14 protein-coding genes are annotated in these 19,312 nt (G+C 42.1%); 6 read left to right on the top strand and 8 right to left on the bottom strand.

All coding sequences use genetic code 11. The features are described from left to right. Positions 1–11: 11 nt before the first annotated feature. Together bamG and AC1XUD_RS24560 are read right to left on the bottom strand one after the other, a co-directional pair. The gene (gene bamG, locus AC1XUD_RS24565; RefSeq protein ID WP_483363691.1) at positions 12–1,313 is read right to left on the bottom strand and encodes a BamG family beta-barrel-assembly machinery protein; all 1,302 of its coding nucleotides are present in this window, start codon (positions 1,311–1,313) and stop codon (positions 12–14) included. Beyond that, positions 1,303–2,019, bottom strand: coding sequence for a type III pantothenate kinase (locus AC1XUD_RS24560; protein WP_483363690.1), 717 nt, complete (start codon positions 2,017–2,019; stop codon positions 1,303–1,305). Before AC1XUD_RS24560 ends, bamG begins: the two co-directional genes overlap by 11 nt. 500 nt (positions 2,020–2,519) lie before the next feature. Between AC1XUD_RS24560 and rho the strand changes: the two genes are divergently transcribed. From rho to AC1XUD_RS24540, 4 genes are all read left to right on the top strand, one after another. Next, positions 2,520–4,238 carry a transcription termination factor Rho gene (rho, locus tag AC1XUD_RS24555; protein ID WP_483363689.1) on the top strand — a complete coding sequence of 573 codons (1,719 nt, stop codon included), beginning with the start codon at positions 2,520–2,522 and terminating at the stop codon, positions 4,236–4,238. A 126-nt stretch (positions 4,239–4,364) separates the two neighbouring features. After that, positions 4,365–5,270 carry an OmpA family protein gene (locus AC1XUD_RS24550; RefSeq protein ID WP_483363688.1) on the top strand — a complete coding sequence of 302 codons (906 nt, stop codon included), beginning with the start codon at positions 4,365–4,367 and terminating at the stop codon, positions 5,268–5,270. A gap of 13 nt (positions 5,271–5,283) precedes the next feature. Then, the gene (locus tag AC1XUD_RS24545; protein WP_483363687.1) at positions 5,284–5,802 is read left to right on the top strand and encodes a hypothetical protein; all 519 of its coding nucleotides are present in this window, start codon (positions 5,284–5,286) and stop codon (positions 5,800–5,802) included. Between the two features lie 44 nt (positions 5,803–5,846). Then, complete coding sequence (locus AC1XUD_RS24540; RefSeq protein WP_483363686.1) at positions 5,847–6,377, top strand: hypothetical protein; 531 nt, start codon at positions 5,847–5,849, stop codon at positions 6,375–6,377. Between the two features lie 160 nt (positions 6,378–6,537). On the opposite strand, the gene htpG is transcribed toward AC1XUD_RS24540, so the two are convergent. Next, on the bottom strand, positions 6,538–8,364 hold the full coding sequence (gene htpG, locus AC1XUD_RS24535) for a molecular chaperone HtpG (RefSeq protein WP_483363685.1): 1,827 nt from the start codon (positions 8,362–8,364) through the stop codon (positions 6,538–6,540). 284 nt (positions 8,365–8,648) lie between these two features. Here htpG and AC1XUD_RS24530 point away from each other — a divergent pair, with 284 nt between their 5' ends. Then, a complete protein-coding gene (locus AC1XUD_RS24530) occupies positions 8,649–9,134 on the top strand; it encodes a hypothetical protein (RefSeq protein WP_483363684.1) in 486 nt (161 codons plus the stop codon). Positions 9,135–9,275: 141 nt separating this feature from the next. Here AC1XUD_RS24530 and AC1XUD_RS24525 read toward each other — a convergent pair whose 3' ends face one another. The 3 genes from AC1XUD_RS24525 to AC1XUD_RS24515 form a co-directional block, all read right to left on the bottom strand. Further along, positions 9,276–9,983 (bottom strand): MCP four helix bundle domain-containing protein, encoded by a 708-nt coding sequence (locus AC1XUD_RS24525; RefSeq protein WP_483363683.1) that lies wholly within the window; start codon positions 9,981–9,983, stop codon positions 9,276–9,278. A 160-nt stretch (positions 9,984–10,143) separates the two neighbouring features. Beyond that, positions 10,144–12,627 (bottom strand): TonB-dependent receptor, encoded by a 2,484-nt coding sequence (locus tag AC1XUD_RS24520; RefSeq protein WP_483363682.1) that lies wholly within the window; start codon positions 12,625–12,627, stop codon positions 10,144–10,146. Between the two features lie 266 nt (positions 12,628–12,893). Next, entirely contained in the window at positions 12,894–16,724 is a 3,831-nt protein-coding gene (locus AC1XUD_RS24515) for a PVC-type heme-binding CxxCH protein (protein WP_483363681.1), read from the bottom strand. A gap of 342 nt (positions 16,725–17,066) precedes the next feature. Here AC1XUD_RS24515 and AC1XUD_RS24510 point away from each other — a divergent pair, with 342 nt between their 5' ends. Beyond that, positions 17,067–17,882, top strand: coding sequence for a DUF6962 family protein (locus AC1XUD_RS24510; protein ID WP_483363680.1), 816 nt, complete (start codon positions 17,067–17,069; stop codon positions 17,880–17,882). 199 nt (positions 17,883–18,081) lie between these two features. On the opposite strand, the gene AC1XUD_RS24505 is transcribed toward AC1XUD_RS24510, so the two are convergent. Both AC1XUD_RS24505 and AC1XUD_RS24500 read right to left on the bottom strand, forming a co-directional pair. After that, entirely contained in the window at positions 18,082–18,717 is a 636-nt protein-coding gene (locus AC1XUD_RS24505) for a peroxiredoxin (protein WP_483363679.1), read from the bottom strand. Between the two features lie 356 nt (positions 18,718–19,073). Then, positions 19,074–19,312 (bottom strand): hypothetical protein (locus AC1XUD_RS24500; RefSeq protein WP_483363678.1); only part of this gene is annotated, 239 nt, incomplete at its 5' end.

Raw genomic sequence — 19,312 nt, 5'->3', positions numbered from 1 at the left:
ACGATTCAGAATTATTCAAGTTTTTGTTTAACAAACCATCTATCCATCAACGTCAGCCCAAGCACCATTCTTGCATACCGCTCGCGAACCATTCCACCTGCTGTGGAATTACCACGCTGACCGCCGACAAACGCCACTGAGATATAGTTAGAGTACCCCTGCCCCATTGGAAATGTAACCCCGATACTGATATTAGAGTCATTAACTCCTCTTCCATTCACAACGTATGCTGTAGGACCGGTGCTGAAACCTGCCCGGTAACGAACCCGGTTGAAATAAGCAAGCGATGTAAAGCCAGGCAAATACTCCGCACCTACATGAAATCTTCTGGCATTCCTCATCCCGTCATTACTTCCGGAATATCCCTTGTATTTTGACCAATTCTGATAGCTATAATCGGCAGATAGCAGTAACTTATACGGCCATTCAAAGCTAATACCTGTTCTGTATTGAGATGGTAATGTGAGTGACCCACTCAAATTGTTATCAAGCGTATCAGATAAAAATGGACTAGAAAGACCTGAACCCACTTCAACAGTCGTAGTGCTAGATGCACTCAGCTGGTTACCCAGGCTATAAGTCCCTCCAAGGTTAAAAAACAATTTGTTGTTCTTCTTTACCGGAACCCGCAACGCAAAACCACCTCTCAAAGAGACATCAGATACCTGTATTCTATCATTATAGCTTACCTCATAGTTGGACGCTTCTCCAAAAGGCAAAGCGATTTGCACTTGAGACGACCTTTTGGTATTTCCGAAAAAATACGACGCTTCCAGACCTAAGCTAAGATATTTTCCAATCTGGAAAGCATTCGTTACCGACGCCTTATTTAACCCCCCTTTTCCACTCGTGACGTAATATGCCGGGTAAGCAGTTCCTGGGATGGTTCGTGTAAATGTATTTTCAAAATCCACAAAACTATATGGCATAAGGCTCACACCAAGATTCCATTTTGTCGAAACGGGAAAGTTCAGAGCCACATATCCAAGGTTGACGCCTAAATTTTTTTGATTACTTTTTCCGGAAGCGATATCTTTATATTGACCTACAAGTCCAAAATCAAGTGTCGTAAACCGATTTCTAACCCATAATGCTGGATTGAGATTGTTTGTTTGAAATCCGTTTCCAACACTCACTCCGGCTTGACCCATACCATAGCTATCGGAATATGCTTCTCCTAAAAGCTCGCCAATACCTAATGAAGAATATGGTGAATTCCCGAGACCCTGGGCATTTGAGTGAATGGAAATCAGACAACTCCAACCTAACGTAATTACTAGAGTCAGTAATTTAAACCTACTTTTAAGAGACATTATATGTTAAAATTCTGTTCAAACCGATTAAAACTAATTCCGGCACCACAAAGATGGGTGGTTTCAGGCTACTTTCAAAGTAAGAGGCATCGCCACCACATAATAGTACGCGCATTGTGCCATAAATGTGTCGGTAGCGTTCTATAATTCCTTCCATTTCTGCAAGTATCCCATTCATCACCCCACTTTCGATGGCCTGGTGCGTGCTTTTTCCAACAAAAACCGGGTCTTTTTCTGCTGATAATAATGGCAGTCTCTTAGTAAACGTATGAATAGCCTTAAAGCGCATCTCAACTCCCGGAGAAATAATTCCACCCTGAAATACAGCTCCTGCATCGATCATGTCGTAAGTGATGCAAGTTCCCATATCTATGATCATCACATTTTCGCCGGGATACATATCATTCGCACCCACGGCAGATGCCAGTCTGTCAGCCCCCAACGTTTCAGGTGTGAGGTAATCTTTTTCTATCGGAAGCGGTGTTGTCCCAGACAAGTTCAATACAGGTATATCCAGCCCCAGAGCTAAGATAAAATCTTCTACCCTCAAACTGACCGAACTAAATAGAATATGTTCAGGTCGCGATCTGGTAACGATTTCCACCACGTCAGTTAAAGAAAGCCCCTTTTCGAATTTGATCAACTGATCTTTTTCAAAGAAACCTATCTTAAAAAACGTGTTGCCACTGTCTATGACTATATTCATAATCCTGCAAAATTCATCTTTTAATCGGATATATACTAACCGCGTTGAGCGGCCAATGTTATATTTGGCTTAAATAATGTTAAAAAGAGCAAATCAAATGGAACAATAACTCATTACATGTTTGTTACATTGGTATCGCAAAATAATTTAGAAGAATATTTGTTTTGTTTCGGAGCGTACGTTATCTTCGCAATACGATCAATAACCGATTCCCCCCAGATTATTTCAATTCAAAGGTAGCTATTCAGGTTACGTCGGCTAATAAAATTCTTTTCGAATAGTACTCACGACCCATCATTAGTTTTAATTATTACTGACTTTTATAGTTAATATTTCTAATCCTTAAGTGCTTCCTGGCAAAGACCAAAGCCTAAAAATCCATATACATACATCAATGACCGTCACTTGACTCCGGGCCTTCCGATCCCGATGTTGCGAACAAAATATCATTTACAATCTTAAAAACACGTTGGTAAGAAATCCTCTTACTTCTTCTTTGTATGCTTACAATCGATGATTTGAACATTAAGCTTCTATCTGAACTTAAAGAGATAGCGGCAGGCTTGGGTATTGTTGACAGCAAAGTACCTAAAAAAGAATTGATCAATAAAATAATGTCCTCCCAAGAAAACACATCCCCTCAGTCAGAAGAAACCGAACTTTCGACTGACGAGCCAAAGAAAAAGAGAGCAAGAAGGCCTCTCTCGGGAAATGAAGAACAAGATTCTGTTAGCCCCAATATCAAACCTCTCTCAAAAGGCCCTAAACCTAAAAGAGACGCAAAACCTCAAATAAAATTCTCCGCTCCACTTTTCGATACAGTTCAAACCAGAGAAATCATTTCCGATATGGGAGAAGATACGCTGGATGACCTTGGAAAAGAGGAAATCCCTGAATCTGCTTCTATCGACAATGCCTCGACAAATGAAGAAGTAGCACCTCAGACAGAAGTAACCGAACAACCTGCGGAAACGCCGGTTTCGGAAGGAGAGAAACCTCAAAGAAAACCTCACGAGCAGGGAGAAAAAGGAGCTAATCAAAACCAGCGTGAGGATCCATCCTCAAAAATCAAGCGTAACTATAATAACTACGTTAGAGAATTTGATGGTCTTATCGTTAATGAAGGTGTGCTCGAAATTATGCAGGACGGCGGCTACGGCTTCCTTCGCTCTGCCGATTACAACTACCTTGCAAGTCCGGATGATATATACGTATCACCGTCACAGATAAAACTATTTGGACTAAAAACGGGCGATACCGTCAAAGGACAAATCAGACCTCCGAAAGAAGGTGAAAAATATTTTGCCTTGCTTCGGGTAGAAACCGTTAACGGTAAAACTACTGAAGAAATCAGAGATCGTATTCCTTTTGAATATCTTACTCCTTTATTTCCTGAGGAGTGTTTGAGATTAAGCTCACGACCTGACCAATACTCAACCCGGATATTGGATTTGTTTGCTCCGATCGGAAAAGGACAAAGGGGTATGATCGTGGCTCAGCCCAAAACTGGTAAGACTGTTCTACTTAAAGAAATTGCAAATGGTATTATAAGAAACCACCCAGAGGTGTTTTTGTTAATACTTTTGATAGACGAACGTCCGGAAGAGGTTACAGATATGCAGCGTAGCGTTCGCGCTGAAGTAATTGCTTCAACATTTGATGAGCAAGCCGACCGCCACGTTAAAGTGGCTAGTATCGTGCTCGAAAAAGCGAAAAGGATGGTAGAATGCGGCCATGACGTCGTTATTTTGCTTGACTCTATCACTCGTCTTGCCCGTGCATACAATACTGTTGTTCCTTCTTCTGGTAAGATACTCTCAGGTGGTGTGGATGCCAACGCACTTCACAAACCAAAACGTTTCTTTGGAGCAGCGAGAAATGTTGAGAACGGTGGTTCCCTAACCATTATAGCAACTGCCCTGATCGATACGGGTTCTAAAATGGACGAGGTTATCTTTGAAGAATTTAAAGGTACTGGTAACATGGAACTTCAGCTTGATCGTAAATTGAGCAACAAACGTGTTTTCCCCGCTATTGACGTGATGGCATCTGGTACCAGACGTGAAGATTTACTTCTTGACAAAGAGACATTGAAAAAGGTTTGGATTTTGAGAAAACATATGTCTGATATGAACCCAATGGAGTCCATGGACTTCCTGCTGGAACATATGAAAGGCACCCGATCCAATGAGGAGTTCTTAATCTCCATGAACAGATAGCATTGCAAAGGCCACTTTATTTTCACAAAGTGGCCTTTTTTATTTTCATTTGATGTGACTTCCAGTCCTTATTAGTATATTATAAGTACCTCTTACTTAATAGGTCAATACTAATAACGCTAAGACATGTTCAAATCAAAAACTTTTTGGTGGACACTTCTAGTTGCCTGGTTGGTAGGTTCTTCCTATTGGCATGTATGTCAGATCCGGCAGCTTTGCGGCTTCACCCTTATCCCTTCTCTATTCAATGTAAATCATGTTTCACAAAAATCCCTTCTCGCTCAGACATTAAAAGATTCCATCGAAAGAACACTGCATTCCCGTCGTAACAATGATTTCTCGTTCGCTATTTCAGGCTATACGCCCGATACAACCACGATCGGCGATGAGATTGATACCCTTATTCAGCGGCTGGCTGCTAACAGCTCGCAAGTTCTAGATATCAAGGGTGGATATCTGAATGCAGAAAACAACAACTCGCCATTCGCTAACCTTGGGATCGCAAGGGCTGAACAAATCAAGTATCTGATCGTTTCCCGGGGAATTCCCACGGAATCCGTACGAACGACTGGTATTGTCGCCAAGGAAGCTTTCATTTACGGGGATAGTATCACGGGTATTATTAAAATGGAAATTGCAGGCGCGACAACCATTGTCGAAAAAGCCGCTCCGAAGGATCAAAAATTCGAAGTTTTGTTCAAACCCATCGACCTCTATTTTTCGTTTGGCAGCTCTGATTATGTCAAAACATCCGAAAATCAGGAGTTTCTCGCACTGGCAAAAGTATTCCTTGACGCCGACCCGAATAGGAAACTCGTCTTGACAGGACATACGGACAATGAAGATAGTGCAGAATGGAATCTGCAGCTGTCTGTCAAAAGGGCGTCCTCGATACGAAAAAAGTTGATAGCTTTGGGAATCAACGGCGATCAGATTGTAGCAGTCGGCAAAGGGGAAACCGAGCCCAAAGAGTCAAACAGCACATTGAAAGGGAAGAGAGCCAATCGTCGTGTAACAATGGTCGTTCAATAGATAACTTCGAAAAATGATTCAGTTTTATATACCTAAGGACCACGAGACATTACTACAGTACATCGTCATGATGATCATTGCTTTGCTGCTGGGATTTGCTATCGGCTTTGTTAATCACAAAAAACATTCCCTTTATCTGGAGGATATGCTGGCTAAAATTGAGTTTGACCTCGAAAACTGTCTGAGTATACATACCCGATTCCAAAACGATCTGGTAAGAGAAAGCAAACCTGAAGTACTGGATTTGGCCCATAATGAAGACTCTCCCAAAATAGAAAAGGATGATCTTTCGGCATTGCTGGGAATACAATCTAAGGAGCAGAATTTGCTCAATCAACTGGGTATATTCACGTTCAGGCAGCTTCATGTACACCATCCTATCCATTTGAAACAGCAACTCGCACGTTGGGATGAAAGTTATCAGATCAGAGACGTGGTGATCTGGCAGCAGCAGGCCGGACTTGCCGCGTCAAGAAGCTGGGATGCCTTGAAAGAGCTGCAAGTGGAGCTGCAGGCTAACAACAAGTTTTAAAAAGTTTGCCGTATGTGGCTTAATGAAAACCTGCATTATAAGAAATGATTCATCTGGACACCAACCTGCATCCTCAGTTAGAAGCAATTTTTGAAATATTATTTCTGCTTATTCCCGCGGCTTTTACCGGCTTTTTGCTCGCTAAACTGCTCAGGCGTTTTAATACCAAAAGTTTGAAAAGCAAAATTGTTTCAAGCCGACAGGAATTAGCAGAATGCCAGTCCAATCATTTGAAACGGACATCTGTTATCACACTTTCTGCTACTCCAAAAACCGTCAGAAAAGAACAGCCAGTAGTAGAGAAGTCAACAGAGATAAATTCGGACGATTTGACGATTGTTGAAGGAATTGGACCAAAAATCGAGGAATTGCTGAATAAGCAAGAGATTTACACTTACCTGCAGCTGGCCGAAACCTCGCCTATTCGCCTGGTATCCATCCTGAAAAATGCTGGTGCGAGATTTCAAATCCATGATCCGACGACATGGCCACAGCAAGCTAAATTGATCTCAGAAGGAGATTTAGAAAAGTTCAACGAACTCAAGCAACGAATCCTTCTGGGGAAATATCATTAAAAAAGACCGCCGTCTCCGGCGGTCTTTTCATATTAATAACTCCAAAAATCAAGAAAAACCAGCGGGTGTCAAGTTTGAACTTTTACACAACAAATGACAATCCCCTGACAAAACCTGACTATATATTCCATTTGCCAAAAAACTTCGGCTTTCGTCCCGACTATATCGTACTAACAGTCCGCTGAATGAATTGAGTCAAGTCATTTCCACTCAACAAGCCTTGTGACAACAAAGCAAGATCAAAAACCTGTTTTGCTATTACTTTTTGATGCTCAGAATCCTCATCCTTCAGTATTCTTCCAATCAGCGGATGGTTTGCATTAAGTGACACAGTATACATCAACGGCATATCACCGAACATCGACTTTTGCCCCGAAGTTGCCTGCATGTCGGTCATCCTTCTCATAAATTCAGGGAAAGTAATCACTACCGGAAGTTCGTCTACCGGCATTGGGTCTACCTGAATATGAGCACTTTTACTAGTTGATATCTCTTCAAATATCTTCTTTACCGCATCCTGATCTTCCTGAGAAAGGACGCTTTCCAACTTGAACTCTTTCTCAATAAGCTTGTCCAGCGTATCAGAATCCACTCGTTTGACGCTCACCTTTTCGAGCTTTTGCTCAATGGCATTGATGAAATGTGAATCAATTACACTCGACAATACCAGTATATCATAGTTACGTTTCTTAGCCGATTGAATGAACGCATCCTGCTTTTGCTCGTCAGAAGTATATAGCCAAACCTGTGTATCATTTTGATCCGTCTGGTTCTCTTTCACAAACTCACGATATTCTTCGAAAGTGAAGTATTTGCCGTCCACGTTTTTCAGTAAACAGAAATCTTTTGCCTTTTCATAAAACTTCTCGTCGCTGATGATACCGTATTTAACGAACAAACCAATATCGTCAAACTTCTTCTCAAACCCTTCGCGGTCGTTTTTGAAAATTTCAGAAAGCTTGTCGGCTACCTTACGTGTAATGTATCCGTTAATTTTCTTCACATTTCCGTCGGCCTGCAAATAACTTCTTGAAACGTTAAGAGGGATATCCGGCGAATCAATTACACCATGCAGCAACTGGAGGAAATCGGGAACGATATCCTTCACTTCGTCTGTAATAAATACCTGACGGCTGTAAAGTTGAATTTTCTCGCGTTGACCCTGAAAATCGTTTTTCAATTTAGGGAAATACAATACCCCGGTCAGGTTGAACGGATAATCCACATTCAGGTGAATCCAGAACAATGGATCTTCACTGAATGGATATAGCTCTTTATAGAAAGCAAGATAATCCTCGTCTGTCAATTCAGACGGATTTTTGATCCAGATAGGCGCAGGATTATTGATAATCTTTTCTTCAAACTCGATCTGAATCGGCAGGAATTTGCCATATTTCTCGAGAATCCCTTTCAGACGATATGATTCCAGAAATTCGTCTGAATCTTCCGCGATGTGAAGAATGATATCACTTCCTCTCTCCTCTTTTTCAACCGACGAAAGTTCAAATTCTGTCGATCCGTCGCAAACCCATTTTACGGCTTCGGCACCTTCCTTGTAAGATTTGGTAATGATCTCAACATTGCTGGCAACCATATAGGCAGAATAAAACCCAAGCCCGAAATGGCCGATGATCTTACCGTCTTCACCTTTGTCTTTATATTTCTCTACGAATTCAGTTGCTCCTGAAAACGCAATCTGGTTGATATACTTCTTAATTTCGTCAGCGGTCATCCCGATACCGTTGTCGCTGATCGTAATCGTTCTGGCGTCTTTATCAAGCTTAACTGTCACTTTCAGATCGCCCAACTCGCCATTATACTCACCGTAAGACGCCAGTTTTTTGATTTTCTGGGAAGCATCTACCGCATTGGAAACGAGCTCTCTTAAGAATATTTCGTGGTCCGAGTAAAGGAATTTCTTGATAATCGGAAATATGTTTTCAGTATGGATACTGAGGTTTCCTTTTTCCTGAATCACTGATTCCATAGTTATGACTGGTTTTAGATTTATATTGAATTTAAAATTTTTCCTTTGACAATACTCCCCACAAATTAGCGTTCCATTAACATTCACACACGATCACACTGACACATTGTCAGCCGGACCGGATTATAAAAGCAATTGGTATAGGTCTGCCTTTTTACTAATATTGCGAAAATGATAGTTGAAAAATCTCGAATCAGAACTCAATAACTTTAATTCTTAAAATGAACTTCGTAAAAAAATTAATAGCCGGAATACTTCTCTTCTCCGGGGTGTCGTGTACAACAATGAATTCTGTCCCTCTTTCGAACTATACCGTTTTCACAGAGGATTTGAGGAAGGATCTGGAGGCTGCGGGTATTCCGTTGAATAAAGTGCAGTTTTTCAACGACAAGCCGATCACCATTAAACGGGAAGTTTCGGATCCAAACGATATTAAGGTAAACCCGGAAGGCCAGATTACGATGAGTAACGGAAAAAGTATCCAGACCATTAACGTATTGCCGTTTACGCCGGGGGTTTCCTTGTCTTCGACGGATGGTGCCATATTTGTTTCCTGGGATGATACGCAATCAGATCAGAAAGGCATGAAGTTTAATCTGAGCGGTCAGCATTATTTTATCGATGTACTGTCAAACAACAAGTTTGAATACAAACAGAGAACTTTCGATCTTCAATCAGGAAATGGAACCCGACTTTTTGTAAAAAAGGATCTTTTAAAACAGGTGAACAATTCGAGAGAAACCTTGAAAGGAAGAAAAGTAGGCAACTAAGTAGCTAAAAGAATATTATAAAATGGAGCAGTTCTTTCGGGATTGCTCCATTTTTTATTTTAAATCTGTCCCCGACTGGGAGTAAATTTTATGACAATCACTGATCGTATTATCCTGATAATCTCAAGTCAATTTTGAAAATCAGTTCAGGTGAAAATGGGGGTCTTTCTTGGCATTTCCATCCGATCCGGCTTGCTGGATAATCCTCGCACCCTGAATAAAAACCAAGACAACCAATCCAATAATAACGGCCATCGTGATCTGAAAAAGCAGAATATTGTCAACGCTGGCCATATCACTTTTGGAATCTCTGATCAACTCTTTGCCCACCGACGATTGTAAACTAGTCAAATCATTTAGATTTCTTATTGTTTCAGGAAAAACAGACTCATTTGCTTTTTCAAATATCACCCTTGCTGCATCTTTTTGGCCTGCCTCGCACAGCTGGATAATTCTCTTCTCTGCACGTATGTATTCGTCAAGATTATTCTTCAACGCCGATAAACTCTTTTCCTCCTGAGCAACCAGAAAGGACTTTTCAAAGGAGTTCACCAAAGAGTCGGTCGTTGCATTATTAGCCTGGAGCTTATGGCCCGCCTCGGCAAGCATCGCAGCATCGTCGGTCATTAATGCTTTTTCAACCGCCAACCGTTTATCGTAAAGATTTTCGGTAATATATACAATCGTTGTAGCAGGCAGCAGTCTGTCCTGATAAATAGAACTGGCCGACTTACCCATGTCTGCAATATTATGCCTTGAAATGATGGTGCCCAAAATAATGACTAGCATAATTCCGGTCAGCAACATCGCCGCTTCCATTTTCTTTTGAACCACAAATGACCATTTCATAGCAGGTGGTAGTCTATGTTGATTGATTACTAAAAGTATGAATTCCAATCATTTATAACGCTGTTTCAATCATAATATTTGAACAACAAAAACTCCATCGGACCAGCTTTCGCTTGAATCCGATGGAGTTACAAAATACTAATCTCTAAATTTAAATGTATTACTTGCTGTCGCCTCCGCTCATTACGTCGGTGTTATTGACAGACTTAGTCTTTTTACGTGGAGCGTCGAAGCTCATTTTTCCTATGGAGTAGCTGAATGTGACTTTGAAATTCCGGTTATATAACTGAGTGGAACTGCTTTGATTGAACTGGGCCGACTTTAGATCCGAGGTAAACTTCACTCCTTTTGTCAGGAAGTTTTCTGCACCGAAACCGATGCTACCCTTTTTGTTGGCAAAGTCTTTTTTGAAACCAAGAGAGTACATATAGAATCCAGTTCTCGAACCTTGCAACTGGATTTCCCTACCCCGATAAAAACCGAACGCCTGCAGGCCCCAGCCTTTTTGCAAAGATATTTGCGACATAATACGTCCGCCGTAGGTCCACCCCGAATTGTTGGCCATCACAGAAGTTCCTTCTGCCGTGGTGGTCTGACCTTCCATGTAGGTATGCAGAAGGTCGATACTACCATTCAAAGTCCATTTCGAAGTCAGATATACGTTTGCAAAAGCGTTCATCCCGTAAGCTTGCTGCTTACCAATGTTGGCATATGATGTCAAAATCGCACCTGCCAGTGTATCAATCGAAGTACGAACCTGCGTAATGGAGTTGTTCGTCTGGCGTGCAAAAGTTGAGACATTCAGATAAGTCTTTTTGATATTGGTACTTAAAGCCAATTCAAAGTTGTCCGTCAGTTCGGGACTCAAAACCGGGTTACCCATACTAATGCTCTGCGGGTTTGAAATATTCACGTTTGGATTCAGTTGTTGAACACCAGGACGTTGAATACGGCGGTTATATGCTGCCTTGATAGTTGTAGATCCGGAAAGGCTTTTCGACAAGTTGATACTTGGCACAAGATTACCATAATTTGGAATTGCAATCGCGCCCTTATCTCCCAAATCAGCCGTGATGCCAGTATATTCATATCTGGTACCAGCCTTTAATGTGTACTTGTTTTTCGTGGTCAAGGTATAGGAAACATATCCTGCCCCTACATTCTGATTGTAATTCAAAGCTCCCGCAGGGCGACTCGGGTCAATGAAAAACTCATTGGAATCGCCAGCCAGCAAATATTTATAGTCGCTGTTTACATTTCTGAAAATCCCTTTCACACCAAACTCAATCAACTGGTTCTTTCTGATCGGCGTCTGATAATCAGTCTGTAATGTCAATTCAGAATTGTAATTTTTGTTTTCATTTTTCTGCTTTTCCGAAACTGCACCTGTTTCTGAATATATGTCAGTATTAAAACTGTTCGTCAATCCGGTGCGGCTGTATAGCGTGGATATACTCCACTCCTGTTGCGGTTTAAATGTGCGTATGTAGTCAACGTTGAAGTCTACCGTTCCTGAAAGGTCTTTTCGGTCAATCTTTCTTTGTCCGGTTGAATTCAGTATGTCATTTTCAAACTGGTTGATCGTCAGGTTTTGTTTCTGAATAAAATTCCTTGTACCATATCTCAAACCAGCCGATAAAGCCTGATTTTTTCCAAGATCATAGTCGAACCCAAGTGAATATTGGCCAAACAAACCTCTATCCTTCGAAGTGGAGGTTTGATTAGTAAGAAATGAATCCGTTCCCGAAAAAGTAGTCTGATTCATCACGCCATCCGCTTTGTTGTAAAACGCACGGCCAAAGCCGCCGAGAGTGATACCCATTTTGCCTTTACGATAACTGCCGTTCAAGCCCAGGTTAGACCCCCTGTTGCCAATACCTGAATCAACATTGAGTGTCAGACCTTGCAGATTGTTCTTTTTTGTGATGATATTAATGATCCCTCCGGACCCTTCCGCATCGTATTTTGCTGATGGAGAAGTTATTACCTCTACCGATTTGATCATATCAGCCGGGATCTGCTTTAAAGCGTCTGCAACATTACTTGCAATGATAGTGGAGGGCTTATTATTGATTAAAACTCTGATATTCGAACTTCCTCTTAAAGAAACGTTTCCATCCAGGTCAACTGATAACATTGGTACTTTCCGAAGCAAGTCGGAAGCATCACCACCTTTTGAGGTGATATCTTTTTCTGCATTATATACCAGTCTGTCAACCTTTTCTTCCACCATTGCCTTCTCTCCGGTGATCGTCACCTCCTGAAGATTTTGAACACTGGCAGCCATCAGGATATTACCCAGTGCCAAATCTTTTCCTTTTGAAACGACAAGGTTATTGATTGCTTTTTCTTTAAATCCGATGAAGGATATCAATAGTTTATATGAACCGGGCGCAACTTTGGTTAGGGAAAAACCTCCCTTTTCGTCAGCAACCGTTCCGTCGATCACTTTATTATCTGCCAACGTGATCAATGCAATACTGGCAAACTCAACTCCTTTTTTGGCAGTTGAATCGACAATCGTTCCTGAAATCTTAGAGTCGCCCGTTGGGGTGTTCTGTAATGCCGCCGGGCCTGATGCAGGGGCAGAACTATTTTGAGCAAAACTTGGATTTATACAAAACCCTCCGATAAGGAGGATCATAAAGGAGAGTTTTGTAATAAAAAAATTCTTCATGGTGATATTAAGTAGATATGAGTTGGGGGTACTGTCGCTTTTTATTTTTGCCTTATTTGACAATACAAATAACATTATTGTATTCCGAAATAATTTTCGAAATAGACGAGTGCATGCTTTTTGTCTACCAATTGCCCGATTTCGCCCGACGATTGAATTCCAATAGATATAAAAAAAAGACAATCCGATGAAGGATTGTCTTGATGTATTTCGCTCTAAACTTGTATTTCAACTCATTTCGGCACCTGTGCCCGTGTCCGCATATACCCCATCAGATCAGTTATTTCCTGATCCGACATCGTTTCGAGCAAACCGACGGGCATCATAGAAGAAGGTGTCACCTCACGGGTTTGAATATCCGATTTGTTGATCAATACTGCATCCTGACCCACTACACGCAACGTAATTTGTCGTTCAGTTTCCTTAGTAATATTACCTACATAGGTCCGGCCATCTCTTGTTGTAACGACGACCATTTTATAGTCATCCTGTATTTCTCCGCTTGGATCAAGAATATTGCCCAACAAATACTCGGTATTAGACCTGTTCGAACCTGTCAGCTCCGGCCCTATATTCCCGCCCTCACCATACATTTTATGACACGGAGCACAGGTATTTGTAAAAACACGCCGACCATTACTCACATTCGCGGACTTGATATGCTCTTCAGTCAGCAATGAACGATACTTTTTGTACGCTTTCTCATCTGACGCGATGTGATCAATCGGCCCCCAGACCTCCACAAAGCCACTGCCAACTACCCTGCGCAACTGACGGGCAAGGTATACCGGAACTTCGCTTTTAGAAATCGTTTTTTTGGAAATCGACTGTGTGAGCAACCAGCCATATTTCGGGCGGGATGCGAGTGTTTGCAAAGCTTCGGTCTTCTCTTTTGGATTAAAAGTCGGATAACGATCCAATAGTAATTTCCCCAACGGATCCTGATCATATGCCGCAATGGCCCGGATGGCATCCAGCCTCAACTCACGATCATTGAGTAACGCAGGAAACTCGGCAGCCAATTCAGGACGCTGTTGTACTGCTAATGATTGCAAAGCCTTTTTTCTTTGATCGATAGGCGATTTGCTGTTTTTCAAAACAGTCATGTAATTTTTTGCTAACTCAGTATCTCCGAAATAGGCTGATATTTCATTACTCAGCGCAGAAATCTTACCACCCTGCGTTTTCAGTTTTGTATATAAAGGTTTCCAATTCGCGGGAGTTTTGATATCAGTGCGTCCCTCCAAACCGTCACGCATCCCGGATAGCAGGTCTTCCTGATTCTTTTTGGCTGAACTGATAGCTGAAATCAACAGGTCCGAAGCGTCTGCATCCACAGTGCGTCTGGCAACAAAGTTTGTTACCATCGGAATTCGGCTTTCCACTGCGAGCGAAAGCGATTTGCTTGGATCGACTTTCACCAGCGGCTCCATTCCAAACCATATCATTTTGGGTAAATTATGATCCTCGGCATCTTCCTTATGCGTCAATAGCCCTGCCACAATGTCCCATCTCGACGCCATATCCAGCCGTTGCAACGCTGAAGCCAAATAAAGTCTGACTACCGGCGAAGGATCACTTTTTGCCATCGCCTCAAATTTTTTAAGAATCACTGACGAAGGCTGTTTTTCCTCACACAAAAACTGAATTGCCCAGGATCTGATATATTGATTTTGATCGTTTAGCGCATCCTGTAAATTTTGCTCCGTAAGACTATTGATTACCTGCAAAGCCCAAATTGCTCTCAGTCTATTTGATTCGTTTGATTTATCACCGAAAATCGCGAATAACCTGGCGGTAGCGGCTTTGTCTATTTTTCCTTTGAAAGCTCTGTTTTGTAGAATGACTCTCGCTGTTCTTGCGTGCCATTCACTTTTACTTTTTTGAAGATCTGCCAGTTGAATATCAGTCATTTCGTCCAGATTGGCATATCGACCAGCCCAGTTTTCTGCGTTCGAAACCGTTGGCATAATCCTGAAAATTCTCCCTGTCTCCGAATTCAATACCGACGAACCGCAAATATCTGCGTCATGCCAGTCCAGCACGTATAGCCCCCCTTCCGGCCCGATTTCCATACTGAATCCAACCCATTGCGCATTATTAGCCATCATAAAATCATCTCCATGCTTCCCTACAAATCCTGACCCTTTGGGCACGAGAATATCAGATAGAATTCCGTGTTCATGGATATTAGCCATAAAAATCTTTCCTTTTTCTGATGCTGGAAAAGCGTCAGAAAGATATACCCTTGCACCACCATGCGCGGAGCGATGGCTATGATCGGCGATTGTTTTGATATCGTTGTAAACATATGGATTAAAGTGGCTGCCACCTTGCCGGTGATATATGCCACCGGGAATAACGTACCACAAATGAGGTATCACACAAGCAGTTATTAATAATTGCCCGTTTGCATCATAATCGATACCCCATGGATTACTAAAACCGTGGGCAACGACTTCAAACTTATCCTTGGTCGGATGATATCTCCACACACCACCATTGATATCTGTGCCTTCACCCTCCAATATATCCTCCGGAAACGGATCATTGTGTTTATATATTTTGCCCTTCCCTTTTGGTTTTCCAACTTTAGACGGCGTAGCAAATCCTTGTAATCCATACAACCATCCGTCCGGCCCCCAGTGAAAGCTGTTCAAAGTTTCGTGTCTGTCGCGAATCCCCCAACCAGTCAGGCGAACCTCGATATCATCCATATCGGCTTTGTCATCATGATTTTTATCGGGTACAAACAGAAGGTTTGGCGGAGCACCAATGAACACGCCATCAAACCCAACCGCGATTGCTGAAGGAAACGCGATGCCTTCCATAAAAACCTTTTTGGTATCGGCCACGCCATCGTGGTCGGTATCTTCCAATATCAGAATCCTGCTGTCGCCGGCATTTGAAAAACCTTTTCCTCGCGACTCGTAATCCTTATTTTCAGCAATCCACATCCTGCCCCGATCATCCCAGCAAAAAGCCATCGGCTGTGTCATCATCGGTTCCGAAGCATATGCATTTACCTTAAATCCATCCTTTATTGTCATGGCCGAAACGGCTTCGGACGCGCTCAGAAACTTCGCTTCCTTTCCTTCCTTTTGAGCGAGAGCCCAAAGTGCAGTAGAGTTGTAAATGCCCGTATTTCCAATAAACTCTCCAAAATTTTTATTGAGCCCCAAGTCATCAAAAGCCCCAGTATATACCACCAATTCATGTTTGATGGTTTCGCTTTCCCCTTTCTTGATATGCCAATCACCCTTTCTGGCCCGTGCTGGTCCCGCACCCAACTGACCGTCGACGCGCCAGATCTGTGGATATCCCTTATTTTCCGGATGATCGAGAATAGCAATATGTGCCAAATCGTTCCGACCTTCAACCTGCATACCAATGTCAACCCAAGTCGCTACCTGCCCCTCCGCCTTCTCGTTTTTTTGCCGGGCAGCATTCACTACGGCTCCATTGATTCCCTCCTTCCAAGGCATGCGTACAAACAAGCCGCCATAGTCATATTTACCTATTGTCACGTCTGTCTGCGCGTCGCCAACCCACTCGATATCAAGGAGATATTTATTATCTTTTTCACGCATCGACCAGTTTTGAGTTTCAGTCAATACAGTATTTCCTATGGAATCCAACAGGTTATATACGGTCTGCCATTTTACAGTCTCCCCTTTGTCCTGAATCACGTTGGCAGAAACCCGTTTCCAATAGTCTCCATCCGGATGATGGAAATAGTCACGGCCATTCACGCGGGTATATCCCCAATAGATACCAGTTTGATGTTTATGATGACCCGGACTATATTCCGTCAGCGTACCTTTTCCATCAGGAGCTACTAATGGATGGATGAAAGGTCGAAAATTAGCTTTTGCATTTTGAACCAAAATAGGCGATTTTTCATCCCCACGATATACGCTGATCGTCTCCCCTTTTTCATCCTGTACGAGCCTCAGCTTGGTTTCTTTCAAAACTACCGAACCGTGATCGGAGTCATTTTTAAAAATTGTCCTGTCGTAATTCAGACCTACGAAAAGAGCGAGAATGAGTAGATATTTGGGCATTGAATTGGGCAAATTTGTGAATGAGCGAATGCGTGAGTGTTTCTCGTTTAAGCTTCTTTAATAAAATTGATGCTGTTGTCAGGAATTGCCTCTTGATTGTAGTTTTGGCAGTTGACCTGCGAATTTTCTCTTTCTTTCAAAAGAATATATCGGAGCATAATTACTTGCTGCCAAATTTTCGCGCGTCCAAGCATTTTAGCCGTAAGCAAGGATCTACACGGACAGTTTTCTCACTTCGTTTCTGTAGAATTTGCTCGTTTCTGAACCGGTTGCTGACTGTTTTGCCCAATTAAAATGGGACCATTGAAGAACATTCATCAAAAGAGCTTCAAATTCTCTGGCATGAAAATTTCAAAACCCCGTACATTTGCCGTTGATATTAAAAAACTTTGCTCCCGTTACAGACTCAAATCGCGACTTATGAATGATGTTGTTATAGATTTCTCCAAGGTACATCAGATAAAACTTTTTGGTATTACCATTTTGGAGCCTTCCTCGGTGATAAGCAGCTTGATGATGACAGTAATATGTCTTTATGCATTTTTCCACCTGAATCGACTGGGAAGATCACATCGAATGTATCAGCAAATTCAGTATTTCTTTCTTTTTATGGGGATTGCCACCGCAATTGGAGGTGTACTAGGTCACGGATTTTTATATCTGACTGGTATGAGAGGAAAAATCCCAGGCTGGTTTGCCAGTATGATCGCCGTGGCGTTATTCGAACGGGCTGCGATATGGCATATCAAACCACTTCTTTCCAAAAGGAATGGAAATGCTTTGGGTTGGCTCAACTATCTGGAACTTGCCATATTCTTTGTATTGACTTTCATCACTCTTGATTTCCGTGTGGTAGAAGTTCACGCCTTTTACGGGCTGTTCCTAATGCTTTGTATGATTGAGATTTATGTCTATAAAAAGAAAAAAGATCCTGGAAGTGTCAATATCTTCATTGCAACGGGGTTGGGTGCGGTTTCGGCGGGATTGCACGCTCTAAAATTTAGTTTCGGTCCCTGGTTCAATTACAACGATATCAGTCATATCAGCATGGGAGCTTCGATATGGTTCTATTACCTCGGCGCCAGAAGTATGGTGTACTACGGCAAGGAACATGACAAGATTGAGGCCGTGAAGCAGGCAATGGAGCTAGAGGAATAGCGTTTACGGTTAAGATTGGCCGGAAGGTTGTCAGGTACAGTCAGGATTTACCATGAAGTTGTGAGGAAATGGCCATGTTGCCGGCGAATTGAAAGATGACTGCCGAAAGCCTATGTTATATTGAAAAAGTCCCTGGAAGACGAAGATGTTATCTCTTTTTTCCAGGGACTTTTTCTAAAAGCTATTGGTCAACAGCTAATCACTTATTTGGCTGCGGCGTATAACGCAAATACGGTTTCACGATATTTAGACCTTTTGGAAACTTCTTTTGAGCATCTTCTGTGCTGACAGCCGGTACAACTATTACGTCTTCACCATCTTTCCAGTCTGCCGGAGTAGCTACGCTGTGGTTCGCCGTAAGTTGAAGAGAATCAATAACCCGCAGGATTTCAGTGAAATTACGGCCGGTTGAAGCCGGATATGTCAAAGTAAGTTTTATCTTCTTATCTGGCCCAATCACAAATACCGATCTAACGGTCGCTTTCTCGCTTGCATTCGGGTGGATCATATCATAAAGCTCCGCGACTTTACGTCCTTCGTCTGCTATAATCGGGAAGTTAACTTCGGTGTTGTTCACTTCATTGATATCCGGAATCCAACGATTGTGCGAATCAAGATCGTCAACGCTTACCGCTAATACCTTAACATTGCGCTTTTCAAAATCGCCTTTCAATAACGCTGTCTTGCCAAGTTCCGTAGTACATACAGGCGTAAAATCTGCAGGATGTGAGAACAACAATCCCCAGCTACTTCCCAGCCATTCATGGAATTTTATAGGTCCCTGAGTGGTATTTGCCTCGAAATCAGGGGCAATATCTCCAAGTCTTAATGACATACTGATATGGTTTAAATTGGACAAAAAATTTAATCTACTAAGTAAATAGACTTAACACAAATTTAAACAAATAGTTTCATTCTCAAAGCCGTTTTATATACCAAAATTCGAATCCAGCTACTTGTGCCATTGCTTTCAGAAATAGCCGGACGACTACTCCTCATTATACTTTTAACACGCTTTTAAGATGCCTTTAATTGCGTTTTAATTGAGCATAACATTCTTTGCTTAACATTTTGATTATAATGTTGATCTGTGGTGCCAAATATCATGCTCTCAGAAAATGCGGAATACCCGCGAGCTATATCATAAGTAAACGATTTGCAGCAACAGTTATCCAAAAGACCTCATATCTACTAGTAAATACCAATACAGGACTGTGCCTCCCCGTTTCCTCCGGCGATAATTGATGGGCTTGCCACCGCCAGCGTTTTCATCCGGAGATCTCGGGAGGCACAGTTCAGAAAGACCCTGGAGGATCTATAAACATTGTTAATTCCCATTACCTGTTCATATTTAGTTAACCCGAAACCGCCCTGTATTCTTGAACAGGGTGGTTTTTTGTTGGTTCTGTCATTCCGACAGCGAGATAACA

This window comes from Dyadobacter sp. HNCC25DJ184 (assembly GCF_056895215.1).
This window is presented reverse-complemented; position numbering and strand designations above follow the sequence as displayed.